Genomic DNA, 23,363 nt, shown 5'->3' with positions numbered 1-23,363 from the left:
CCCACCCCCCAGCCGCGCAGCGCCCCTTCGATCGAGGGGGTGGCCACATACGTCAGCCGGGCCGCCCCGTGGAACCGCCGCAGCGCCGCCAGCGTGGCCGCCGCCACCGGACGGCGCAGCGGCCCCGGAACCCGCTGCGCGGCGTAGGCGGGAAAGTTGGTGTGAAACGCGGTCGAGAACGCACGCCCATGGCGCAGGCACCAGCGCCGCGCGGCCCAGCCCAGCGGCCCCTCGACCGCGATGTGGATCGCCTCGGGCTCGAAGGCCGCGATCATCGCGCACAGCCGGCGATACGGTGCCAGCGCCAGCGCGATCTCGGGATAGGACGGCAGCGCCACCGACGCGAACGCCCCCGGCCCGATGACCCGCACCGTACAGCCGCGCCGCACCAGCACAGCGGAGATGGCCTCATAGGTGCGCACAACGCCGTTGACCTGCGGCGCCCATGCATCCGTCACGATGAGGATGCGCCGGGGCAGCATCCGCAGCGCCTCGGCCCCCGGGACGAACGCCGCCGGTGCCGTGTCCGCCCCGGGGGATGCGGGACCGGGGATCTGCATCACGGCTCCTGTTCTGACCGACGCGGGACGGCGCGGTTCATTGCGCCGGATCCGTCGGGCCTGTGTCGAACACACCGGGGCGCAAGACCATCCCCCCGGCGCGCCGTGACTGTCCCGCAGCGCGGCCGGCGCCCCCCTCCCGATGGCATGGCGCGCCAGCCCGCCATGCGTCCGTGCGCCGCAGTCCCGCATGCCTGCCCGCGCGCCGACCTGTGCGCCGGGTCGCGGAGGGGGGTGTCGGGGGCACCTGGGACACCGTCGGCGGGCGCGCGGGCGGCTTGACCCGGCTGGCCCCGGGGGCTACCGCGCGACAGCTTTCAGGAAAGGGACGGACATGGCACGGCGGCGCAGAGGCAAGGCGATCAACGGCTGGCTGGTGGTGGACAAACCCGCCGGCATGACCTCGACCGCGGTGGTGAACGCGGTGCGCCGCGCGCTGGACGCGCAGAAGGCGGGGCACGCGGGCACCCTCGATCCGATGGCAACCGGCGTGCTGGCGATCGCGCTGGGCGAGGCGACCAAGACCGTCCCCTACATCACCGACGCGCTGAAGTGCTACCGCTTTACCGTGCGGCTGGGCATCGCCACCGACACCGACGACGCCGAGGGCACCGCCACCGCCCACAGCGACCTGCGCCCGTCCGACGCCGACATCGAAGCCGGGCTGGCGCCGTTCCGGGGCGACATCCTGCAGGTGCCGCCGGCCTATTCGGCGGTCAAGGTCGCGGGGCAACGCGCCTATGACCTTGCGCGCGAAGGCGCAGCACCGGAGCTGGCCGCCCGCCCGCTGTGGGTCGAGAGCCTGGAGATGATCGCCCGCCCCGATCCCGACCACGTCGAGCTGGAGATGGTCTGCGGCAAGGGCGGCTATGTGCGCGCCATCGCCCGCGATCTGGGGCAGGCGCTGGGATGTCTGGGCCATGTCGTGGCGCTGCGGCGTGTCTGGTCGGGACCGTTCGACGCCGACGCGGGCGCCACCATCGCCGACATCGAGACCGGCCCCGAGGCGCTGACGCCCCGCCTGTTGCCGCTGGAGGCCGCGCTGGCGGATCTGCCCGAACTGCCCGCCAGCCCCGAAGGCGCGGCCCGGCTGCGCAACGGAAATCCGGGCCTCGTCCTCGCCTCGGAGGCGGAGTTCGGAGAAGAAGCCTGGGCGAGCTACCAGGGCCGCGCGCTGGCCGTCGGCATCTACAAGGCCGGAGAGCTGCACCCCACCCGCGTCTTCGGCAAGGACTGACGCCCGGTGTCGCGCTTTCTGGTGCAGATCCACACCGGGCCGGAGGATCCCGACAAGGTCACGCTGGGCGCGCTGATCGCGGCCGAGGCGGCGCGCGCGGGGCATGCGGTCACGCTGTTCCTTGCCGGTGACGGGGTGGAGAACCTCGCACCCGGGCGCCCTGCCACGGTGATCGGCCGGGGCACCGGGGTGCTGGCCGATCATCTGGCGGCGCTGGGGGCCGCGGGTGGGACGATCTGCGTCTCGCGCCTGTCGCTCCAGGGGCGGGGACTGGACCCGGCGATCCTGGCCGACCTGGGGACACCGGCGCAGCTGGCCACGCCGGCGATGCTGGTGGCGCTGGCGGACGCCGCCGACACCTGCCTGGGGTACTGAGGCCCCCCCTCAGGCCCGCCGCGCGCTGTCGAGCGTCGGCACCCCCATCGCCCCCAGCGCGGTCGCCACGATATCGCCCGAGGTCAGGCCCGCCTCGGCGTACATCCGCGCCGGGCTTGCGTGGTCGATGAAGCGGTCCGGCAGGGTCATGGTGCGCACCGCAAGGCCGCGGTCCAGCCGCCCCGTGCGCGCCAGCCAGTGCAGCACCTGCGCGCCGAACCCGCCCTCGGCGCCCTGTTCGACGGTGATCAGCGCGCCGTGATGGGCCACCAGCTGCGCGATCAGGTCGGTGTCCAGCGGCTTGGCGAACCGCGCGTCGGCCACGGTGGCCGACACGCCGCGCGCCTCCAGCGCGTCGGCGGCGACGAGGCATTCCGACAGATGCGCGCCAAAGGACAGGATGGCGACGCCCGTGCCCTCGCGCACGATGCGGCCCTTGCCGATCTCCAGCGGCAGGCCACGCTCGGGCATCGCGACGCCCATCCCCTCGCCGCGGGGATAGCGGAAGGCGATGGGGCCCTCGTCGTACTCCGTCGCGGTGGCGACCATGTGCACAAGCTCCGCCTCGTCGCCCGCGGCCATCACCACGAACCCCGGCAGGTTGGCAAGATAGGCGGTGTCGAACGCGCCCGCGTGGGTCGCCCCATCCGCCCCCACCAGCCCCGCGCGGTCGATGGCAAAGCGCACCGGCAGCTTCTGCAGCGCCACGTCATGCACCACCTGGTCATAGGCGCGCTGAAGGAAGGTGGAGTAGATCGCGCAGAACGGACGCAAGCCCCCGGCGGCCATGCCGGCCGCGAATGTCACGGCGTGCTGCTCGGCGATGCCGACGTCAAAGACCCGCGCGGGGAAGCGCTTGGCCATGATGTCCACGCCGGTGCCCGAGGGCATGGCGGCGGTGATCGCCACGATGCGGCTGTCGCGCGCGGCCTCGTCCGTCAGGGCCTGGCCGAACACCTTGGTATAGGCGGGCGCGTGCGACACGGACTTCTTCTGCGCGCCGCTGGCGACATCGAAGGTGGCGACGCCGTGGTACTTGTCCGCCGACGCCTCGGCCGGGCGATAGCCCTTGCCCTTGACGGTCATGGCGTGGATCAGCACCGGCCCGGTGGCCCGCGCCCGCGCCGCGCGCAGCACGCCCAGCAGCTGGTCCATGTCGTGGCCGTCGATGGGGCCGATGTAGGTGAAGCCCAGCTCCTCGAACAACGTACCCGATCCGGGCATGCCGGTCACCAGCTGGCGGGCGCGGCGCGCACCCTCGCGCACCGGGCCGGGCAGCGCGCGTTCGATGCCTTCGGCCATGTCCTTGAGGGCACCGAGCGGCGTGTCGGTCCACAGCCCCGACAGGTACTTCGACATCGCCCCGGTGGGGGGCGCGATCGACATCTCGTTGTCGTTGAGGATCACGAACATCCGCCGCCCCTCATGGCCGGCGTTGTTCATCGCCTCATAGGCCATGCCGGCGCTGATGGCACCATCCCCGATCACGGCGATCGCGTCGCCCGTGGCCTGGCCCATGTCGCGCGCCACGGTGAAGCCGAGGGCTGCCGAGATCGAGGTCGAGGAATGCGCCGCCCCGAACGGATCGAACGCGGACTCGCTGCGCTTGGTGAAGCCCGACAGCCCGCCTTCCTGGCGCAGGGTGCGGATGCGGTCGCGCCGGTGGGTCAGGATCTTGTGGGGATAGCACTGGTGGCCGACGTCCCACACCAGTTTGTCATGCGGCGCGTTGAAGACGGCGTGGATCGCCACCGACAGCTCCACCACCCCCAGCGAGGAGCCGAGGTGGCCACCGGTTTCCGACACCGCGCTGATCGTCTCGGTGCGCAACTCGTGGGCCAGGCGGGCAAGGTCGGCATCGCTCAGCGCCTTGAGATCGGCGGGACCGGCCACGCGGTCGAGCGTCGGCGTGTGGGGTCTGGTCATGGCGTGGTCCTCCCGGGATGACGCAAGGCAAAGGGCATAACGAATGGATCGGAAAAAGTGCGCCGTGCGCGGGCAAAGCCCGGCACGGCGCCAGTTCCCTGTAGCCAACAGGAAGGGAACCGGGGTGTGGAGACCCCGTAAGCTCGGGCCCGGCTAGTGGCCCGAAACCCCGGAAGGGGGGCGGCGATGCGTGTCACCGCCCCACCCTCATTCGTAGAACGGCTCGCCGGTGGTCGCGAGTTCCGGCCAGTCCGAGATCATGTCCAGCCGGTGCATCGGCTGCTGGTATCCCTTGTGGCAGGTCGCGCAGGCCACCTTGGCGACGTCGCCAAAGACGGGACCGAGACGGTTCTCGGGGAACTCGTCGGTCAGCGGCACGAGCCAGTCGTTGTTGATCTCCTGCACCATGATGATGCCGAGGTTCGCGATGGTCCACTGCGGCGTGTGCTGCGCGGGATCGTAGAACGCCCGGGTGTTGTGGCAGTAGGTGCAGTTCGCGCCCACCGCGTTGGAGAAGTAGTTCATCAGGGAGTAGGTGCGGTAGGTGTCCTGGATGGTGGCGGGGTTGCGCGTGGCGTCGTTCACCCGCGCGTCCAGGTCGTGCACGTTGATCGGGTTGTCCTCGAGCAGGTACTTCTCCAGCGCGTCCGACGGCAGCGCGGTGAACTGGCTCTGGACGGTGGCACGGTTCTGGTTCGCCGACCAGCCGGCCGCGGCCATGTTCACGTTGCCCAGCTTGAACCAGCTGTGGGTCGGAACCGGCTCGCCCCGGTGGCAGGTGTAGCAGCTGACGCCCACGTTGCGCTCGCCGATGTTCTGGTTGACGTGCGCCCCCCAGAACTCGTTGAGCTCCTGCGTCATCTGGATCATCGAGCGCGCCACCACGGTCTGGTAGTTCTCCAGCCCTGGCTCCAGCAGGTCGGGAATGCCGGTCCAGGACCGCATCCCTTCGATCAGACGCTCATAGTTCTCGACCGTGAGGTCGGCCAGCAGCGGCTCGACCCCCTCGATCACGTCGCCCGCGCGCTGGCTGTCCTCGGTGGGCATCACCGGCGGAAAGGTCACGTAGTTCGCGATCGTCGGGTCCTGGGTGTTCAGGTCCGTGACGAAGCGGGCCACATGCATGCCCGTGCCGCGCGGGCCGGTCTGCATGCTTTGCTGGTCATAGGGACCGTCCCAGACCGCCCACCAGATGCCGGCCGTGAAGATGGCCGCCCCCGCGGCCCCCACCAGGATGGCGGGGCCGAGGACATTGGTTGGATTGTCCTTGTTCCACTTGTCATACCATTTCGGAAACATCACCGACCCTCCATCACGGCCGTCGCGGGAACACCACCGGTTCCGGGGAAGGCCTCGTAGCCATAGGCCCCGTCATAGGCAGGCGCGAAGTTCTTCTCGACGGCCCAGAGGAACCAGTTGTCGACCACGGTCCCGGTCAGCAGGATGCCGATACCGCCCGTGATCGGGGTGAGAACGGCAAACCACCAGGCCCAGCGGTGAATCCCCTCCATCGTGGCGTTGAAGCCCATGGTCCAGCGCCAGAACAGCGCCGCCCGTTCGGACGCGGTGCCACGGTCCACGATCTGCTCCAGCTCGCGGTCGCCGCCAAAGCGGGTGACGGCCAGGATCGTCGCGCCGTGCATGGCGAACAGCAGCACCGAGCCATACAGGAAAACGATCGAGAGCGCGTGGAAGGGGTTGTAGTAGAGGTTGCCGTAGCGGATCGAAAACGCCGTGGTCCAGTCAAGGTGCGGGAAGATGCCGTAGGGCACGGCTTCCGACCAGGAGCCCATCAGGATGGGGCGGAACAGCCCCAGCACGAGGAACAGCCAGATCGCGGCCAGGAACGCCCAGGCGACGTGCTTGCCCATCTTGTGCATGACCGCCAGCTGGTACGAGCGCACCCACCACATCATCACCGAGATGAGCAGGAAGAAGCTCGCGATCAGGAACCAGCCACCGTCATTGAGCGGCGGGAACTGCAGCCCGTATTCGGGGCTCGGCGGCTCCTGCGCCAGCCAGAACAGCTGGCGCAGGAATTCCGGGATCGACCAGCCGACATGCGCGAGCATGTTGAGGCCCACGATAACGAACCAGGCAAGACCCGTGGCGATGGAGACAAGGCCGGTCCAGCCGAGGTAGAGCGGCCCGATCTGCGCGTTGCCGAACCACCCCGCCAGGGACGAGAAGCCCGGCGTGAACGCCCGCTCCTCGGCCATGTTGTTTTCGTTGTCCATCCCGTACTCAGGTGCGCCCTGCACCTGAACCTGGGTAAAGATATTCTGATACTCGGGGCGGATCATCTCAGTACCCTCTCTGAATGGCGGCGTCTTCCATGGCAGCGCTGCCAGTCACCGCATCGCCAGCCGGCCAGATCGGCAGGTCGAGCCACCAGTTCCACCACTCGGGCCAGCCCTGGGTCCAGACGGGCCCGGAGATGAAGATACAGACCGCCGACCAGAAGCCCGCATTGAGCGCCAGCAGCAGACCGACACGGTGGATGCCCAGCGGGCCGACCGAATAGCCGATGAAGTCACGGAAGAAGGTGTCCTCGTGGTCGGGCGATTTCATCTCCTCCCCCTTCTCGGGGTTGGCCGCCGACAGAACGAGCGCACCGTGAAGTGCAAGCGCGAGCGTGGTGGTGAAGAAGAAGGTCACCGCCAGCATGTGCGCCGGGTTGTAATGGAAGTGCAGGTAGGCGTAGCCGACGTTCGACACCCAGTCGAGGTGGCTCCAGATGCCATAGGGGAAGCCGTGCCCCCAGGCGCCCATCGCCAGCGGCCGGAACACCACCAGCGTGACATAGGCAAAGATCGCAAAGCCAAATGCGACCGGCACGTGATAGCCGATGCCCAGCTTGCGGCAGATCTCGACCTCGCGCAGGGCCCAGGACACGAATGCCCCGATCGCGCAGACGGTGATCACCTGCCACAGACCGCCCTCGGCCAGCGGCGCCATGCCCAGGCCATAGGCCAGATCCGGCGGGGCGATGTTGATCAGCCAAGGGTTCCATTCGCCTTGCAGCGCGGCGCCCCAGAAAATGAGAATGGTGCCCAGAACCGCAAAGAATACGGTCGTCACACCGAAGAAGCCCACGTAGAGCGGTCCGACCCAGAAGTCGAACAGGTCGCCTCCGACCAACGTCCCTCCGCGGACGCGATACTTTCGCTCGAAACTCAGCAATGCCATGCGTCTTACTCCGCGTTCGGCGGCCTTGCCGGTAATGGGCCTCAGCCGTCATAAGAAAGACATATTGCTGCGGGCGAAAGCCGGGCTTCCGCCCGCAGCAAGGGTGACGGTCGGCGCGGCGGCCCCGCAGGGCGCGCGCCGACCTAGGCAGGCGTCACTGGCGCGCTTCGATGGCGCGCTGGCCACCGTCGGCAATCCAGTTGTAGCCGGGGGTGCTCAGCAGCACGAGGTGGATCATCACCGCGAGCAGGAACAGGAACACGCCCTGAGCCACGAAGACGCGGCGCGGATCGAAGATCAGCCAGATTTTATAGAACTTTTGCATGACTATTTTCTCCTCAGAGCCACGGGCGCCAGATGTAGACGGCCAGGTGGGCCACTACAGCGACGGCGGTGAACAGGTAGAGCCCGCTCATGTAGACCGAGTGCAGCTCTTGAGCTTGCTCGTCGGTGAGACCCGTGAAAGACAGGTCAGTTTTATCAGCCATGTTTCCTCCGAAAGGTTTGACTGATGCCGCGCTCCCCGGCGGCCGGGCAACGACAGGGCCTCATGCCCCGCCGCGTGTTCGTCCCCCCGGGGGGAGGGAAGAACCTTCTCTCCCCGACCCAAGCGCGGGCGGGGAATTCCTTGCCGGTCCAGTCCGCCTCAGGCGGAGAAGATCATCGGCGTGATGATGTGCGCCTGGCTCCAGGCGCGGGCCATCGGGCCGCGCTCGGGCAGCCGGCCGCCGCGCACGAGCGCCATCGCCCATGTCAGCGTCGCCAGCGGCACCGTGGCCAGGAAGATCACCGCGAAGTAGACGCGAAACTCGGTCCGCGAGGGGCGCTGGCAGTGCGCCCGGGCTGCGGGGACCTCGAATGCATGATCGGTCATTGCGTCTCTCCCTCTCGTTTCAACTCGGGTCTGCCGGGCGCAAGGGCCGCGACGGTTTCCCACACGACCCGCTCGGCGCCCGCCTGAAGGGCGGCGCGCTCGGCGGCATCCCGCAGCGACTTGGCTGCGGAAATCCGTGTCAGGATGGGGTGTTCGGCCACGATCCGGTCCAGAAGACGCTGGGCGTCCTCGTCCCAGGGGAAATCGCGGCGAAGCGTGGTGGGGGTCGCGTCCGCCCGGTCCATCTCGGTGCCCAGCGGCAGGATGTGGAACAGCGCGTCAAACAGCGCGTTGCACACTTCCTGGACCATGTAGGTGGCCCCGGCATAGCCCATGAAGGGCGTGCCCGTGGCGCGCCGGATGGCGGCACCGGGGAACGAGGCGGGGATGAAGGCGGGTTTGGGGCCGTGCCCCCCGCTCATTTCCGCCATGTACATCTTCTCGTTGATCGAGCCCATGACCACCAGGGGGCGCCTGGTGTGCATCAGGTTGCGCACCTCGACGTTGTTGGTCTTCTTGCCGCGCACCCGGGCGACCGCAAAGGCACAGGGCAGGCCCAGATCGGCCTCCAGGAAGTTGCGGATGCCGCGGGCATAGGTCTCGTTCGCCACGATGGCGAAGCTTGCGGTGGCAAAGAAGTCCTGCGTCACCGACCGCCACAGATCCCACACCGGCTTGATGGTCGAGTGCTTTTCGCGCGCGATGAACGGCTCGGGATCCAGCCCCAGCATTTCACCCAGGGACCGCAGGAACTTCGTCGTGCTCTCGATCCCGATGGGGGCCTGCAGATACGGCTTGCCCAGCACCTCGGCGAGGCCGCGGCCGAACTCGCGGTACATCACGACGTTGACGTCGGCGTTGACCAGCTTGTTCATGTCCGCGAGGTGCGAGCCCAGCGGCATGACCATGTTGACCTCGGCGCCGATGCCTTCGACCAGACGGCGGATCTCGGCCAGGTCCGAGGGCATGTTGAACACGCCGTACATCGGACCCAGGATGTTGACGCGGGGCTTCGCGCCCTCGGGGCGCTTCGCCTCCTTCGGCATCCGGCCCTTGGTCATGCCGTATTCGGTGAACAGCCAGGTCATCGCCCGGTCGGCGCTTTCCCACTGGTCCTCGTCGATGGTCCGCGGCAGGAACCGCTGGATCGAGGTGCCCTGCGGCGTCACGCCCCCGCCGATCATCTCGGCGATGGAGCCGGTGACGACCACCGACGGCAACGCGGGGTCCAGCGTATCCCAGGCGCGCTTCATCGCGTCCTCGGTGCCCTGGCCCATCTCGTCCTCGGACAGGCCCGTCACGACGATCGGCAGCTCGTGCGGCGGCAGCGCGTCGGTGTAGTGCAGCACGGACGTCACCGGCAGGTTCTCGCAGCCCACGGGGCCGTCGATGATGACCTGAAGGCCCTTGATGGCGGTGAAGGCGTAAACCGACCCCCAGTAGCCGCCGGCGCGATCATGATCCTGAACGAGCATCAGATCATCTCCTCGGCCTTGGCCGCGCGGCGCTTCTTCTCGAGCTTCTTGAGATGCAGCTCGCGGAACTGGGGCTGGACGTTGGGGGTGCCCTCCCAGACGCCGGCGGTCTCGGCCGTGCCCACGCCCTCGAAGAATTCGCGCATGTGGTCCATGCGGGCCTTGTTGCCCATGGCCGCATTCACGACCTCCTGGAGCGACCCGGCCCCGGCCGGCCCCATCAGCGGACGGGCCGAGATGAGGTTGGTGAAGTAGAGGCCGGGGATACCCGCCTCCTTGGCCTTCTGCACGACCGGGGTGGTGCCGATGGCGAGATCCGGCTGGATCGCCTCCATCGCGGCGCAATCGTCCTCCAGGCTGGCGCGGTATTTCACCGTGACGCCGCGCGCCTCCAGCCACTCGCGGTCCGCGCGGGACTGTTCGGTGCGATGGCAGGCGGTGCCGACATAGGGGACATTCGCCCCGCTCTCGATCAGCAGGCGCGCGACCAGCAGCTCCGAGCCCTCGTAGCCCGACAGCGTGATGGTGCCCTTGACCGGGGTCTTCAGCAGCGCCTCGCGGATCGCCGGAAGGAAGGCGTTCTGCGCCGCGGCCACCTTGTCGGCGGCGATCCCGAAGGCATCGCCGATGTTGGCCAGCCACAGCGCCGTGCCGTCATGACCCACGGGCGCGGAGCCCACGATGGGCCGACCGGCGGCGGTGAATTCCCGCATCGCGGCCGAGTAGAAGGGGTGGATCGCCGCCACCGCGCCGCAATCGAGCGCGGCATACAGCTCGCGCCACTCGCGGCAGGGCACGACCGGACCGGCGGCCAGGCCCATGGGCGCCAGCATCGCACCGATCATCATGGGATCGGCGGGGAACATCTCGCCCAGCATCGCGACCGTGGGGCGGTCGGCGCGGCCACCGACGGGACGCGGCACGGGGCCGGCCTCCACCTCGGCGCGGGCATAGTTCAGCATCGCACCGGCCAGCACGTCCTTGGCCTCGGCGTGGGTGGGCACACCAAAGCCCGGCACGTCGATGCCGACGATGCGCACCCCGTTGATTTCGCTGGGCAGCAGCCGCAGCGGCACACCCGACGCGGTGGGCACGCACAGGTTGGTCACCACGATGGCGTCGTACTGGTCCGGGTCGGCCATGTCGTGGACCGCCTCGCGGATGTCCTCGAACAGCTTGCCGGTCACCAGGGTTTCGGAGTTGAAGGGCACATACCCCACCGACCGGCGCGCGCCATAGAAGTGGCTGACAAAGGTCAGCCCGTAGACGCAGCAGGCCGAGCCCGACAGGATCGTGCCGACCCGGCGCATCCGCAGGCCCACACGCAGGCTCCCGAACGCGGGGCACATGCTCTGCGGCTGGTCGTGCGGCCCCATCGGGTAATCCCGGCGGTATTGCTCCAGGATCTCGGAGTTGCCGGACATCTCGGCAGCGCGGCGCATCTCGGCGGCACCGGCGTGGCAGCCCATGCCGTCACCACCCTGAAGCGCGGGCGCATCGGCGGCCCGGGCGTCGGACGCCTCGCGCGCGGCGCCCTCGATCACTTCGGCCTCATGGGCCGTGTCATAGGTCACCTCACCCGTCATGCCGGCACCTCGTCGCGGTGGGCGGCGGGGCAGATGCCGCGGGCCAGCATTTCGGGGCAGCGGACCACCTCCTCGATGGAGGCGCGGGCCATGCGGGGGCATCCGGCGGTCGGCGCGATGCCGGCCTGCCGCGGGGCAATCCGGTCAAGGCCGGAGTCGAGGCGGGTCAGGATGTCGAGATCAAACATCGTCGTACACCACCTCGAGGGACTTCTGCGGCTTGGCATATTTGCCGCGCATGTCCGCGTCGGTCGCAGGCTCCAGCGTGACGTCGCCGCCGGTGTCCTTGCTGTCGAACAGCGCCAGCAGGCCGTCCTGGCTCAGCGGCGCGGGACGCACCGGGGGGGCCACGCCGACCGCGTCGGACAGACCGGCGAACAGCGCGCCCCAGGGACCGGCGGCGGTGCCGACGATCTGGTAGTTGGCGGATTTCTTGCGCAGGTCGTCATCGGCCGGGATCGCGGCCAGCACGGGGATGTTGACCGACTGGGCAAACGCCTGCGCCTCGCCGGTGCCGTCGTCCTTGTTGATGACGAGGCCCGCGACACCGACATTGCCGCCCAGCCTGCGGAAGTACTCCACCGCCGAGCAGACGTTGTTGGCGACATACAGCGACTGCAGGTCGTTCGAGGCGACCAGGATCACCTTCTGCGCCATGTCCCGCGCGATCGGCAGGCCGAAGCCGCCGCACACCACGTCGCCCAGAAAGTCGAGCAGGACATAGTCGAAGTCCCAGTCGTGGAAGCCCAGCTTCTCCAGCAGCTCGAAGCCGTGGATGATGCCGCGCCCGCCGCAGCCGCGGCCCACTTCAGGTCCGCCCAGCTCCATCGCAAACACGCCGTTGCGCTTGAAGCAGACGTCGCCGATCTTGACCTCCTCGCCCGCGAGCTTCTTCTCGGACGAGGTCTGGATGATCGTCGGGCAGGCCTTGCCGCCGAACAGCAGCGAGGTGGTGTCGGATTTCGGGTCGCAGCCGATCAGCAGCACGCGCTTGCCCTGCTCGGCCATCATGCAGCTCAGGTTGGCCAGCGTGAACGACTTGCCGATCCCGCCCTTGCCATAGATCGCGATGATCTGGGTCTTCTTCGTCGGCGGGGCGGTGTGGATCTCGTCCAGCGGTTCGTGCGCCTCGTCGCGCAGGCGCTGGTCCATGTCCTTCAGGTTCGGCACATCAAGTGTCATGCTTCGGCTCCCCAGTTCAGTATCATTTTGAGGCAGGCCGGGTCCTCGAAGGCGGTGCGATAGGCGCTCGATGCGTCCCTTGCCGCGACTTCGTGGGTGATCAGGCCCGAAAGCGACAGCGCCCCGCATTCCACCAGGGATCGTGTCGCGGCGAGATCGTCACGGCTCCACTCCGCGGCGATTCGCAAACGTGCTTCCTTCATGAAGGCCGGAGGAAACGCGAATTGGATGGGGGCTGTGTAGAAGCCCGCCAGCACCACCTCCCCGCCCTTGCACAGGCGGGTGATGAGGGTGTCGAGAAGCGCGCCGTTGCCCGACGCATCATAGATCGCGCGGTAGTCCCGGCGCGGATCGGTATCGGGATGGATGACCTCGTAGCCCATGGCGCCCTGCGCCCGGTCCGCGTCGATCTCCCACACGGTCGGCGCGGGCGCGCCGGCGGCGATGGTGATGCGCGCGAGCAACCGGCCCAGCACGCCGTGGCCCACGATCAGGTCGGGCATGGCCTTGTCGATGCCCGCAATGGCGTGGCGCGCGGTCGCGGCCAGCGCCAGCAGCGCCCCTTCGGCGCCCAGGGCGCCGTCGATGCGGGTGACGCGGTCGACGTCGGTCACCAGGCGCCGGGTGGCGCCACCGAACAGGCCCTTGACCTCGCCGTAGCAGTTGGCGCCGGGCACGAAGACCCGCTCGCCGACCTTGAAGCCGGTGTCCGACCCCGCCTCGACGACCTCACCGGCCGATTCGTAGCCGGGAACCAGCGGATACCCCATGCCGGGGAACGGCGGCATCTGGCCGGACCAGAACAGCTTTTCGGTCCCGGTCGAGATCCCCGAATGCGTGATGTCCACCACCAGATCGCGTGGACCCGGCGCAGTCAGGTTCACCCGGTCGAGCGCCAGATCCTGCGGGCCCCTGAGGACGACGGCCGTTGCTTGCATGGGTCTCGCGCCTCCCTGGTTCCGGCACCCGAAGCCCGCTGGGGACTCACTTGGTAGGGTGTCGCTTGAGTGTCAGTTTAACCTGACAGTTCGCGCTGTCAATCTAAACGGACAGACAAAATCACGAACTGTCAGACTTCGTCCGCCGCGGCGGGCTTTTGCGCCGTGACCACCGAGGTCAGGAACGGCCGCCGGGTCGCGGGTTGCTGGATTCGGGTGAATCCGGCCTGTGCCAGAAGGCCGGAGATCTCGGCGGGGGTGCGGGCCCGGCCGGTGCGCATCGCCATGCAGTAGAATGCGAAATACACGTTTCCGGCGACATTGGGCCGCGCGGCGCCGGCCATCGGCTCGGACACGATCACCCGGCCGCCGGGCGGCAGGCTGTCAAGCACGGCTGACAGAAGCCCGCGCACGGTGGTGTCGTCGTGGTCATAAAGGACCCGCACCAGGCTGATGGCATCGGCCCCGCGCGGCAGCGGATCGTCGCGAAAACTGCCCGGCGTGATCGTCACGCGCCCGCCCGCGCCCACGGCAAAACCCTCCTCGGCGAACCGGCGCCGGGCGACCTCGGCCACGGTGGGCAGGTCGAACAGTTGCAGCGCGATCTCCGGCGCGGCCCGCCCGGCGGCGCGCAGGAACGCCCCGGTGCCGCCACCCACATCCATCAGCCGCCGCACCCCGCGCAGGCTGATCGCGTCCAGCGTCTCCTCGGCGACGATGCCCTGGCTGTCCTCCATCAGGGCGGAGTAGCGCGCGGTCACCTCGGGATCGACCGCGCCACCGGCGCCGAAGACATAGGGCCAGAACTGCGCAAGGCCGGTCTCGGCCTCGCCGCGCAGCAAGGCCACGGGGTCGGCCATGTCGCGGTAGAAGACATCGTGGTGGCGGATCATGCCCTGAAGGCCCGGCACCCCCACCAGCGCCGCGCCGCGCGCCGCCGTGCGCCAGCCACCGGCCGTGCGCTCCAGCAGCCGCAGCGCCACACCGGCGTCCAGAAGCGCCACCATCCGCTGCGGCGCGATGCCGTGGCGCTTGCCCAGCGCCTCGGCGCTGCGCGGCGCCTCCATCAGATCCTCCAGCACATCGAGGCTCACGAGCGCCTGCAGCACCTGCGCGGCGACGAAACCGCCCACGAGGTCCATCATCGCCTCACCCTCGCGGCGGGTGTGACCGCGGGTCAGGGGAAACCGGCTCGCCCAGCTCTGGAACCTCGGCGAGGCAATCAGCCGGTTGCGCCATGCAGCCCAGCCGCCCGACAGGCCGCGGCCGCGCCGGGCACCGTCCATCACCCCCTCAGACACGGGCATGCACCGGCGTCAGCCGTTCCGCCTGGGCCCGCACCATCCGGGCCAGCATCGCCTCACCCTCGCAGGAGGGGATGGAGGCGATGGCCCCGCCCAGGATGTCCTTGAGCCGCCGAATCGCGCCGTCCACGCCGTATTCCAGCACCGCGTTGGGGCGGCCGTTGACGGCGTCCTGCCCGACCGGCTTGCCCAGGCTGTCGGCGTCGCCCAGCGCGTCGCGCAGATCGTCGGCGACCTGGAACGCCTCGCCGATGCGCGCGCCCAGCTCCTGCCAGGGCTCGGGCTCCTGGCCTGCGGCGATGGCGCCCATCTGGGTGGCGGCGATGAACAGCGCGCCGGTCTTGGCCTGATGATAGGCCGACAGGTCGATGCTGTCCTCGCTCTCCCAGCCCTGACCGGCGCAGATGCCGCCGGGCGATCCGGTGCGCTGGGCCAGCGTGCCCACCAGCCGGGCGGCGCGCATCGGATCGTGGTGGGCGGCGCGGGCAAGGACCTCGAACCCGAGCACGATCAGCGAATCACCCGTCAGCAGCGCCAGCGCCTCGCCATAGGCCTTGTGCACGGCGGGCTTGCCGCGCCGCATGTCGGCGTCGTCGAAACAGGGCATGTCGTCATGGACCAGCGAGGCACAGTGCACCAGCTCCAGCGCGGCGGCGGCGGCATCCGACAGCGCGGGACGGTCGTCGCCACAGGCCGTGGCCACCGCCATCAGGATGGTGGGCCGGATTCGCGCGCCCCCCGGCGTCACCGCGTAATGCAGCGCCGAGGCCAGCTTCGGCGGCGCCGAGCCCGCCTGCGCGGTTGCGATGGCCTCCTGCAGGGCGGCTTCAATACGGCCCGGGATCTGGGGGGCGACGGTCATTGGCGGCTCTCCTGCATCAGGGTCGGGGGGCGTGTCATTAAATCCTGACACCCGGTTGTAAATCAAAATGGACAGTCTATCCTCGCAAGTCAATCGTGGATGCGGTGCGGGTTGGCATGACGGAACGGATCGTGGTGATCGGAGCGGGGGTGGGCGGGCTGGCGGCCGCCCTGCGGCTGGCCCATGCCGGGTGCGCCGTCACCGTGCTGGAACGCGCCGCGACCCCCGGCGGCAAGATGCGCACCCTGCCCAGCGACGCGGGACCGGTGGATGCGGGCCCCACCGTGATGACCATGCGCTGGGTGTTCGAGGACCTGTTCGCCGCCACGGGCGAGCGTCTGGACGACCATGTCACCCTGCATCCCGAACCGCTGCTGGCGCGGCACTGGTGGCCCGATGGAAGCACGCTGGATCTGTTCGCCGACCCCGACGCCAGCGCGGCGGCCATCCGCACCCTTGCCGGCGCGCGGGCCGAGGCCGAGTTCCGCGCCTTCGACGCCGAGGCCGCGCGCCTCTTCGCCGCCTTCGATGCGCCGATGATGCGCGCCCCGCGCCCGGCGTTCGGGCGGCTGGCGGCGACGGTCATGGGCCAGCCGCGCCTGATCGCGCCGCTGGGGCCGTTCGCGACGCTGGCGCGGCGGCTGGCGGGGCGGTTCACCGATCCGCGCCTGCGGCAGCTGTTCGGCCGCTATGCCACCTATGTCGGCGGCAGCCCCGATGCGTCGCCGGCGGTCCTGTCGCTGATCTGGCACGCCGAGGCGCGCGGCGTCTGGCGCGTGGACGGCGGCATGCACCGGCTGGCGCAGGCCATGGCGCAGCTGGCCCGGGCCCGCGGCGCCGTCTTTCACCACGGCGCCGATGTCGCCCGCATCGAGGTCCGCGACGGCCGCGCAACCGCCGCGATCCTGGGTGACGGCACCCGCATCGCGGCCGATCGCATCGTGTTCAACGGCGACCCCGCCGCCCTGCACCGCGGGCTGCTGGGCGCCGGGGTGCGCCGCGCCGTGCCGCGGTCGGCGGTCGCGCCGCGCAGCCTGTCGGCGCAGGTCTGGGCCTTTGCCGCGCGCCCCTCGCGGGGCGACCTTGCGCACCACAACGTCTTTTTCGGCGCCGACCCGGCGGCCGAGTTCGGACCCATTGCCGCAGGGCGTCTGCCGACGGATCCGACCATCTATGTCTGCGCACAGGATCGCGGGGCGGGACAGCCCCTCCCCGACGGCCCCGAGCGCTTCGAGACCATCATGAACGCGCCACCCCATGGCGCCAGCAAGGGAGCCGGCCCATGTCGGATGCAGGAGTGCCGGGATCTGACGTTCGCGACACTGGCGCGCCACGGCCTCAGCTTCGATCCCCCCGCGCCGGACAGGGCGCTGACGACGCCGCAGGGCTTCGACGCGCTGTTCCCCGGATCGGACGGCTCCCTCTACGGGCGGAGCCCGCACGGGCTGACGGCCTCGCTGCGCCGGCCGGTGGCGGCGACGGCGGTGGCGGGCCTCTATCTGGCGGGGGGCGGCGCGCATCCGGGGGCGGGGATTCCCATGGCGACCCTCTCAGGAGCGCACGCGGCCGCGGCGATCTTGAACGCCCCTGCTTCGACATCGGCGTCCCCGCGAACGGATATGCCTGGTGGTACGTCGACGCCATCTCCGACTGCGGCGCCTACGCGATCTCCATCATCGCCTTCATAGGGTCGGTGTTCTCGCCCTGGTACCGCTGGTCGGGGCGCAAGAACCCCGCCGATCACTGCTGCATCAACGTCGTCACCTATGGCCGCGGCGGGCGCTGGACCATGACCGACCGGGGCGAGGCCGCGCTGCGGCTGTCCACCGACGAGATGCGCGTCGGCCCATCCCGCATCGCGTGGCAGGGCGACCGCCTGGTGGTCGACTTCGACGAGGCCACCCTGCCCCACCCTGGCCGCCTGCGCGGGCGCGTCACCGTGCACCCCAGCGCCATCACCGGGGTGGAGCTGCCGCTGGTCCCCGACGGCAGCCACGTCTGGCGCCCCTTCGCGCCGGTGTCGCGGGTGGAGGTGGAGATCGACCGCCCCGGCTGGACCTGGACCGGGCACGGGTATTTCGACGCCAATTTCGGCACCGCAGCCCTGGAGGACGACTTCCGCTACTGGACGTGGGGCCGGTTCCCGATCCGGTCGGGCACCCCGGACGAAGGCGCGGTGTGCTTCTATGACGCCACCCGCCGCGACGGCTCCGAACTGGGCGTGGGCGTGCTGTTCGACGGCGCGGGCAATGCCCGGACCATCGCGCCCCCGCCGCGCACCCGGTTCCGGCGGTCGCTGTGGGCGGTCCGGCGCGAGACGCGCGCCGATCCGGGCTACAAACCCCGCCAGGTCAAGGCGATGCTGGACGCGCCGTTCTACACCCGCTCGGCCGTGCGCACCGCCTATGAGGGCGAGGAGACGGTGGGCGTGCACGAGGCGCTCGACCTCGACCGGTTCGCCTCGCCGTGGCTCAAGCCGATGCTGGCGGTCAAGGTGCCGCGCCGTCGGAACTGGCGCTGGGCGGAGTGAGCGGAAGCAACCGACGGTTGACCGCCCGAACCGCATGAGGGGAATGGCACCTTGCGTTTCCGTGAGGTGCCTCTAACGTGTTCGTCATGAAGCAGGCTCTCCCTGGAGACGAATCACGATGATGGTGTCGATCGTCGCCGCGACAGCGATGATATGCGCGGGTTGGGGCCCTGAGGATTGCCACAAGACGACGTGGTCCAGCCCCGCGGCGATCCATCGGAACGCTGTGGTGGCGATGGACTGCGGGGGGTCCGCAGACGGTGCGCTTCGCTGCGGGACGGCCGCCCTGCACCGGGTGGCGCACGCCACCGATCCGGCGGTGGTGGGGCTGCCCACCGTTGCCCCGGCCATCAGTCTTCTGGCGCAGGCCGATCCGCTGCAAGGGACCGCGTTGCCGATCCTGCCCCATGCCGGTCCGCGCCATGCGGGGCTTTCCCATGGCGATCCGGGCGTGCTGGGGCAACTGGCCGCAGCGCCCGGCATGACGGCGGTGGGGGCCCTGGCCGCCGCCCCCGCCCGGCTGTGGGAGGCGTTGGTCCTGGCCACGGACGACGCCGCCCCCAGCCCCATCGCCCGCCAGGACGCGCTGCTGATCGGCGCGGCGCTTTGGCTGATGACCGCGGCGATCTTCACGGTCGGCCTGCTGCTCAGGCGCCGCAGCCGGGCCCGCGGCAAGTACCGGCCCGGCTCAGGCGTCCGCCTGCGCGAACGTCCGACCGACTGGCCCCCGACGGACCACTGGGACCGGCGCGTGCACCACATCGTCCCGCAGACCCCCACGGCCAGCGCGCGCACCCTCCCGGCCGAGGAGGCACCGCATCCGCAACGCACGTCGGGCTCAGGGTCGCGGCGACGGCGCTCCGGCACGCGGTCGCTGCACCGCCGGTTCAGCTACTCCACCCTGGACTGACCGCAGCCCCGCAGGCGCGGCCCGGCGACGCACCGTGGAACGCATGCGCGCCCCGACCGTTGTGGGGGATGAAGGGTCGCGCCATCCCGCGCACCCCGATCGTTGCGCGGGCCGCCCGCTCGGCTCGCACCCCGACACGAGGAGGTCCGCCCATGGATACATCCGCACTGATCGGCGTTCTTGCCTTCGGTACACTGTTTGCCGTTCTGGTGTTCGCCTATCGCAGCACCGTCGAGATGGAAAAGCGGCGCCAGCAGGACAAGCGCCGGTCCACCCTTGCCGCGAATGCACCGGACACGACCCCGCCGGGCGTCAAGCCGCCCGATACATGATTTCCGACATCTGATCGTGCGCATGGCGCGCCGTGGCGGGATCACCCCGCCGCGGCGTCTTCCAGTTGCAGCCGGGCGCGCACGCGCCCCTGCCAGCGGTCCACCGACAACCGTCCCGCCAGATGCAGCGGGGCGCCGGTTCCGGCCTCCAGCACCGCCCCCAGGGGGGTACCGGCGACGTTGAAGGCCACCGCCTCCAACCCGCCCACCAGACGCAGCGACAGATGCGCCGCCCCCATCCGCCGCAACGAGGCCACGCGCACATCCGGCAGCGCAAAGCGCGGCGCCGGGGCGCCGGCGCCAAAGGGGCCCGCGGCCTCCAGGCTTTCGGCAAGCGCGGGCGTGGCGGCCGCCGGGCTCAGGACACCATCAAGGCGCAGGGGCGTCGCCCCCGTCGCGCCCGCCCCCTGTGCCGCCAGCAACTCCGACAGACGCGCCATCGCGGGGTCCAGCTGCGCGCGGCGCAGCGTCAGGCCGGCGGCCATGCGGTGCCCGCCGCCACGCTCCAGCAGCCCCTCGGCGGCCAGCCGGTGCACCGCCGCGCCCAGATCGACCCCGGTGATCGACCGGGCCGAGCCCTTGCCCACATCCCCGTCAAAGCCGATGACCACGGCGGGGCGGTGGGCGGCCTCCTTCAGGCGGGCGGCGACGATGCCGACGACGCCCGGGTGCCAGCCGTCGCCCGCGGCCCACACCAGCGGCGCCTCCAGCCCGCGCGCCTCGGCCTGTGCCAGGGCGGCGGCGCGCACGGCGGCCTCGATCTCGCGCCGCTCGGCGTTCAGGTCCTCCAGCCGCGCGGCGATGCCCGCGGCCTCGGCGGCGTCATCCGTCGCCAGCAGCCGCGCGCCCAGATCCGCGCGCCCCACGCGGCCGCCCGCGTTCACCCGCGGCCCCAGGATGAATCCCAGCGCATGCGCCGTCGGCGGCCCCTCCAGCCGGGCCGCATCCGCCAGCGCCACCAGCCCCGGCCGCCCGCGCCGCGCCATCACCGCCAGCCCCTGCCGCACAAGCGCGCGGTTGACCCCCACCAGCGGCGCCACATCCGCCACCGTTGCCAGCGCCACCAGATCCAGCATCGGCAACAGATCCGGCCCGGCGGCGCCACCGGTGCGCAGCTGCCGGTTCGCCTCCACCAGCACCAGAAACACCACGGCCGCGGCGCACAGATGGCGCAGGTCGCCGGTCTCGTCCGCGCGGTTGGGGTTCACGACAGCCAGCGCGGGCGGCAGGGTTTCCCCGCCCAGGTGATGGTCGATGACCACGACATCCGCACCGACCGCCGCCGCCAGCGCCTCGTGCCCCAGCGTGCCGCAATCGACGCACAGGATCAGGTCATGGGCATCGGCCAGCGCGCGCATCGCGGTGGGGTTGGGGCCGTAGCCCTCCTCGATCCGGTCGGGGACATAGAGGGTCGCCCCCCGCCCCATGGCCCGCAACCAGTCGATCAGGAGCGCCGCCGAGGCACCCCCGTCCACGTCATAATCTGCAAAGATCGCAATCCGTTCGCCACGCGCCACGGCCCGCAGCAGCCGCGCGGCGGCGGTATCCATGTCGCGCAGGCTGCGCGGATCGGGCAGGCTGTCGCGCAGCGTGGGCGCAAGGAACCCCGCCGCCCCCTCGGCCACGACACCGCGCGCGGCCAGCACCTGCGCCACCGGCAGGGCAAGCCCGGCCACCTGCACCAGCCGTTCGGCCGCGCGGTCCAGCGCGGCCTCCGGCCCGATCCAGCGCCGGCCCGTGGCCGACCGCTCCACCCCGAGAAAGGCGCGTGGCGGGTCGTCCAGCATCACAGGGGCCGCGTCATCGGGGCCCGCCTCACTTGGCGGGGGTGCGATAGCTGATCTTGCGCACCGATCCCGTGCGCGAACGCATCAGCACCGTGTCGGTGGTCAGCCAGCCCGGCTCGCGCTGCACGCCGTGCAGGATGGAGCCGTCGGTGACCCCGGTGGCGGCAAAGATCACGTCGGCCGTCACCATCTCGTCGCGGGCATAGATCCGGTCGAGGTCGGTGATCCCGGCCCGGCGCGCGCGCCCGATCTCGTCGTCGTTGCGGAATGTCAGCCGGCCCCACATCTGCCCTCCCATGCAGCGCAGCGCGGCCGCGGCCAGGACCCCTTCGGGGGCGCCGCCCGAGCCCATGTACATGTCGATGCCCGTGCGCTGCGCCTCGGCGCAGTGGATCACGCCGGCGACGTCGCCATCGGTGATCAGCCGGATCGCGGCGCCGGTGGATCGGACCTCGGCGATGAGGTCGTCATGGCGGGGGCGTTCGAGCACGCACACCGTGATGTCGGCGATCGAACAGCCGCGCGCCTTGGCCAGCGCGCGCACCCGCTCGGCCGGGGTCATGTCCAGGCTGACGACATCCGTGGGGTAGCCCGGCCCGATCGCCAGCTTGTCCATGTAGACGTCCGGGGCATGCAGCATGCTGCCGCGCGGGGCCATGGCGATGACCGCCAGCGCGTTGGGCATGTCCTTCGCCGTCAGGGTCGTGCCCTCCAGCGGGTCCAGCGCGATGTCCACCGCGGGGCCTTCGCCGGTGCCGACCTTTTCGCCGATGAACAGCATGGGCGCCTCGTCCCGCTCGCCCTCACCGATCACCACGACGCCGTCGATGTCCAGCAGGTTGAGCTGCCGGCGCATGGCGTCCACCGCGGCCTGGTCGGCGGCCTTCTCGTCGCCGCGCCCCACCAGACGGGCGGCGGCCAGCGCCGCGGCCTCGGACACGCGGGCAAGACCCAGCGATAGCATCCGGTCGTGAAAGACGCCCGAGTCGGTCGTCGGGATCGTGTCGATCATTCTGGGCCCCTCCCGCCACTGCGATGGCGCCCACATAGCGCCACCGGGGGGCGCGGCACAAGCACTGGCAAGCCGGCGCGGCCCGGGACACAGCGCTTGTGGTCAAAGGCGCGCCCCGCGCCGCCGCTCAGCCCTGCGGCGGCCGGTCGTGGAAGCGCTTCTGCAACGGGCGGTCCCATGTCGCGGGGTCACGCAGCACCGCCACGAACGCCGCCGCCGCGTCACCCTGTCCGAACTGGGTGTCGCGCGGGTACCGGCGGCCCCACTGCCGCGCCAGAAACGCGGCGATTGCGGCACCGTCCCGCGCCGCCGCACGGCTGAGCGAGGGCCCCCGCGCGCGGTTGGTCTGGCGCGTGCCCACATCCAGGCTGGGGATCCCCAGGAACGGCGCCTCGCGCACCCCGGCCGAGGAATTGCCCACGATCACGGCCGCGTTGCGCAGAAGCTCCGAGAAATAGGCGAACCGCATCGACGGCAGCGCCCGGAACCGATCCCCGGGCAGCGCGCGGATCACCGCCATGATGTCCTCGCAGCCCGGGTCGTTGTTGGGGTGGATCACCACGAACGCCCGGCCCGACGCCTCCAGCGCGCCGAAGAACGCCGCCGCCTGGTCGCCGATGTCGGGCTCGGACGTCACCGGGTGGAACACCGCGATGCCGCAGTCGTCGAACGGGATGGCATAGCGCGCGCGCACCTCGGCCATGTCCACGCCGGAGGGGCGCGCGTGGCTGTCGATCTCGGGCGAGCCGATGACGGCGACCGAGGCCGCGTCCTCGCCCATCGCCAGCACGCGCGCGCGCGCGGTGTCAGAGCTGACCAGATGCAGCGCCGCGAGCTTGGTGTTGCAGTGGCGGAACACCTCGTCGATGGTGCCCGAGACCTCGCCCCCCTCCACATGGGCGCAGCGCAGGTTGTTGGTGGCGGCGACAAAGGCGGTGGCCATCGCCTCCACCCGGTCGCCATGCACCACGATCAGGTCAGGCCGCGCCTGCCGGACGTAATCCGAGAACCCGATCACGGTCTTGGCGAAGATCATGTCCTGCGGGTCGCCCTCGCGCTGGTTGAGGAACTCGGCCACCGCCACGCCGGGCATCCGGTGGACCTCCAGCTTGGTCAGCCCGTAGCGGTCGAGCATGTGCATGCCGGTCACAAAAATCCCCACCCGGAAGCCCGCGTCGCGCGCCGCCGCCGCCAGCGGCTCCAGCTTGCCGAAATCCGCGCGGGTGCCGGTGACGAACAGGATGTGGCGGGGCATGGCAGGTCCTCTGGCGGTGGGGTGGGGGT

Annotated in this window: 24 protein-coding genes; 6 read left to right on the top strand and 18 right to left on the bottom strand. The window is 70.6% G+C overall.

Annotated elements, in window-relative coordinates; translation table 11 throughout:
• The coding region (locus CCR87_RS11655) for a glycosyltransferase (RefSeq protein WP_201157695.1) at positions 1 to 560 on the bottom strand (560 nt) is incomplete at its 3' end.
• Between the two features lie 334 nt (positions 561 to 894).
• Here CCR87_RS11655 and truB point away from each other — a divergent pair.
• Entirely contained in the window at positions 895 to 1,797 is a 903-nt protein-coding gene (gene truB / locus CCR87_RS11650) for a tRNA pseudouridine(55) synthase TruB (protein ID WP_201157694.1), read from the top strand.
• 6 nt (positions 1,798 to 1,803) lie between these two features.
• On the top strand, positions 1,804 to 2,172 hold the full coding sequence (locus tag CCR87_RS11645) for a DsrE family protein (RefSeq protein WP_201157693.1): 369 nt from the start codon (positions 1,804 to 1,806) through the stop codon (positions 2,170 to 2,172).
• A 9-nt stretch (positions 2,173 to 2,181) separates the two neighbouring features.
• Here CCR87_RS11645 and dxs read toward each other — a convergent pair whose 3' ends face one another.
• The 14 genes from dxs to CCR87_RS11575 form a co-directional block, all read right to left on the bottom strand.
• The gene (gene dxs, locus CCR87_RS11640; RefSeq protein ID WP_201157692.1) at positions 2,182 to 4,098 is read right to left on the bottom strand and encodes a 1-deoxy-D-xylulose-5-phosphate synthase; all 1,917 of its coding nucleotides are present in this window, start codon (positions 4,096 to 4,098) and stop codon (positions 2,182 to 2,184) included.
• A 207-nt stretch (positions 4,099 to 4,305) separates the two neighbouring features.
• Positions 4,306 to 5,397: a photosynthetic reaction center cytochrome PufC gene (gene pufC, locus CCR87_RS11635; RefSeq protein ID WP_201157691.1), complete on the bottom strand. Its 1,092-nt coding sequence runs from the start codon at positions 5,395 to 5,397 to the stop codon at positions 4,306 to 4,308.
• Positions 5,397 to 6,401, bottom strand: coding sequence for a photosynthetic reaction center subunit M (gene pufM / locus CCR87_RS11630; RefSeq protein ID WP_201157690.1), 1,005 nt, complete (start codon positions 6,399 to 6,401; stop codon positions 5,397 to 5,399). Before pufM ends, pufC begins: the two co-directional genes overlap by 1 nt.
• A gap of 1 nt (position 6,402) precedes the next feature.
• A complete protein-coding gene (pufL, locus tag CCR87_RS11625; protein ID WP_201157689.1) occupies positions 6,403 to 7,287 on the bottom strand; it encodes a photosynthetic reaction center subunit L in 885 nt (294 codons plus the stop codon).
• A 154-nt stretch (positions 7,288 to 7,441) separates the two neighbouring features.
• Positions 7,442 to 7,612, bottom strand: a complete 171-nt coding sequence (gene pufA / locus CCR87_RS11620; RefSeq protein ID WP_201157688.1) for a light-harvesting antenna LH1, alpha subunit — start codon at positions 7,610 to 7,612, stop codon at positions 7,442 to 7,444.
• A 13-nt stretch (positions 7,613 to 7,625) separates the two neighbouring features.
• Positions 7,626 to 7,775: a light-harvesting antenna LH1, beta subunit gene (gene pufB, locus CCR87_RS11615; protein ID WP_201157687.1), complete on the bottom strand. Its 150-nt coding sequence runs from the start codon at positions 7,773 to 7,775 to the stop codon at positions 7,626 to 7,628.
• Between the two features lie 158 nt (positions 7,776 to 7,933).
• The gene (pufQ, locus tag CCR87_RS11610; protein ID WP_201157686.1) at positions 7,934 to 8,161 is read right to left on the bottom strand and encodes a cytochrome PufQ; all 228 of its coding nucleotides are present in this window, start codon (positions 8,159 to 8,161) and stop codon (positions 7,934 to 7,936) included.
• Positions 8,158 to 9,636 (bottom strand): chlorophyllide a reductase subunit Z, encoded by a 1,479-nt coding sequence (bchZ, locus tag CCR87_RS11605; RefSeq protein ID WP_201157685.1) that lies wholly within the window; start codon positions 9,634 to 9,636, stop codon positions 8,158 to 8,160. Before bchZ ends, pufQ begins: the two co-directional genes overlap by 4 nt.
• Positions 9,636 to 11,222 carry a chlorophyllide a reductase subunit Y gene (gene bchY / locus CCR87_RS11600; protein WP_201157684.1) on the bottom strand — a complete coding sequence of 529 codons (1,587 nt, stop codon included), beginning with the start codon at positions 11,220 to 11,222 and terminating at the stop codon, positions 9,636 to 9,638. The genes bchZ and bchY overlap by 1 nt, the downstream gene beginning before the upstream one ends.
• Positions 11,219 to 11,410, bottom strand: a complete 192-nt coding sequence (locus CCR87_RS11595) for a hypothetical protein (protein ID WP_201157683.1) — start codon at positions 11,408 to 11,410, stop codon at positions 11,219 to 11,221. Before CCR87_RS11595 ends, bchY begins: the two co-directional genes overlap by 4 nt.
• A complete protein-coding gene (locus CCR87_RS11590) occupies positions 11,403 to 12,404 on the bottom strand; it encodes a chlorophyllide a reductase iron protein subunit X (RefSeq protein ID WP_201157682.1) in 1,002 nt (333 codons plus the stop codon). Before CCR87_RS11590 ends, CCR87_RS11595 begins: the two co-directional genes overlap by 8 nt.
• Positions 12,401 to 13,342 carry a chlorophyll synthesis pathway protein BchC gene (gene bchC / locus CCR87_RS11585; RefSeq protein ID WP_201157681.1) on the bottom strand — a complete coding sequence of 314 codons (942 nt, stop codon included), beginning with the start codon at positions 13,340 to 13,342 and terminating at the stop codon, positions 12,401 to 12,403. The genes CCR87_RS11590 and bchC overlap by 4 nt, the downstream gene beginning before the upstream one ends.
• Before the next feature lie 131 nt (positions 13,343 to 13,473).
• The gene (locus tag CCR87_RS11580; RefSeq protein WP_242511976.1) at positions 13,474 to 14,649 is read right to left on the bottom strand and encodes a methyltransferase; all 1,176 of its coding nucleotides are present in this window, start codon (positions 14,647 to 14,649) and stop codon (positions 13,474 to 13,476) included.
• Positions 14,636 to 15,508: a polyprenyl synthetase family protein gene (locus CCR87_RS11575; RefSeq protein ID WP_201157680.1), complete on the bottom strand. Its 873-nt coding sequence runs from the start codon at positions 15,506 to 15,508 to the stop codon at positions 14,636 to 14,638. The genes CCR87_RS11580 and CCR87_RS11575 overlap by 14 nt, the downstream gene beginning before the upstream one ends.
• Before the next feature lie 116 nt (positions 15,509 to 15,624).
• On the opposite strand from CCR87_RS11575, the gene crtD reads away from it, so the two are divergent.
• The 4 genes from crtD to CCR87_RS11555 all read left to right on the top strand — a co-directional run bounded on the left by crtD (position 15,625) and on the right by CCR87_RS11555 (position 19,280).
• A complete protein-coding gene (gene crtD, locus CCR87_RS11570) occupies positions 15,625 to 17,196 on the top strand; it encodes a 1-hydroxycarotenoid 3,4-desaturase CrtD (RefSeq protein WP_201157679.1) in 1,572 nt (523 codons plus the stop codon).
• Positions 17,151 to 18,038, top strand: coding sequence for a carotenoid 1,2-hydratase (crtC, locus tag CCR87_RS11565; RefSeq protein ID WP_338048918.1), 888 nt, complete (start codon positions 17,151 to 17,153; stop codon positions 18,036 to 18,038). The genes crtD and crtC overlap by 46 nt, the downstream gene beginning before the upstream one ends.
• A 295-nt stretch (positions 18,039 to 18,333) precedes the next feature.
• Entirely contained in the window at positions 18,334 to 18,948 is a 615-nt protein-coding gene (locus CCR87_RS11560) for a hypothetical protein (protein WP_201157678.1), read from the top strand.
• 152 nt (positions 18,949 to 19,100) lie between these two features.
• Positions 19,101 to 19,280, top strand: coding sequence for a hypothetical protein (locus tag CCR87_RS11555; RefSeq protein WP_201157677.1), 180 nt, complete (start codon positions 19,101 to 19,103; stop codon positions 19,278 to 19,280).
• A 41-nt stretch (positions 19,281 to 19,321) separates the two neighbouring features.
• Here the strand turns inward: CCR87_RS11555 and recJ are convergent, their stop codons facing one another.
• The 3 genes from recJ to neuC all read right to left on the bottom strand — a co-directional run bounded on the left by recJ (position 19,322) and on the right by neuC (position 23,334).
• The gene (recJ, locus tag CCR87_RS11550; RefSeq protein WP_201157676.1) at positions 19,322 to 21,067 is read right to left on the bottom strand and encodes a single-stranded-DNA-specific exonuclease RecJ; all 1,746 of its coding nucleotides are present in this window, start codon (positions 21,065 to 21,067) and stop codon (positions 19,322 to 19,324) included.
• A gap of 28 nt (positions 21,068 to 21,095) precedes the next feature.
• Positions 21,096 to 22,079 (bottom strand): class II fructose-bisphosphatase, encoded by a 984-nt coding sequence (gene glpX, locus CCR87_RS11545; protein ID WP_201157675.1) that lies wholly within the window; start codon positions 22,077 to 22,079, stop codon positions 21,096 to 21,098.
• 127 nt (positions 22,080 to 22,206) lie between these two features.
• On the bottom strand, positions 22,207 to 23,334 hold the full coding sequence (gene neuC / locus CCR87_RS11540; RefSeq protein WP_201157674.1) for a UDP-N-acetylglucosamine 2-epimerase: 1,128 nt from the start codon (positions 23,332 to 23,334) through the stop codon (positions 22,207 to 22,209).
• Positions 23,335 to 23,363: the final 29 nt, after the last annotated feature.

The organism is Rhodobaculum claviforme (assembly GCF_016653255.1).
GTDB classification, from domain to species: Bacteria; Pseudomonadota; Alphaproteobacteria; order Rhodobacterales; family Rhodobacteraceae; genus Rhodobaculum; species Rhodobaculum claviforme.
Note: the sequence above shows the minus strand (reverse complement) of the source record. Positions and strands in the feature narration are given on the sequence as shown.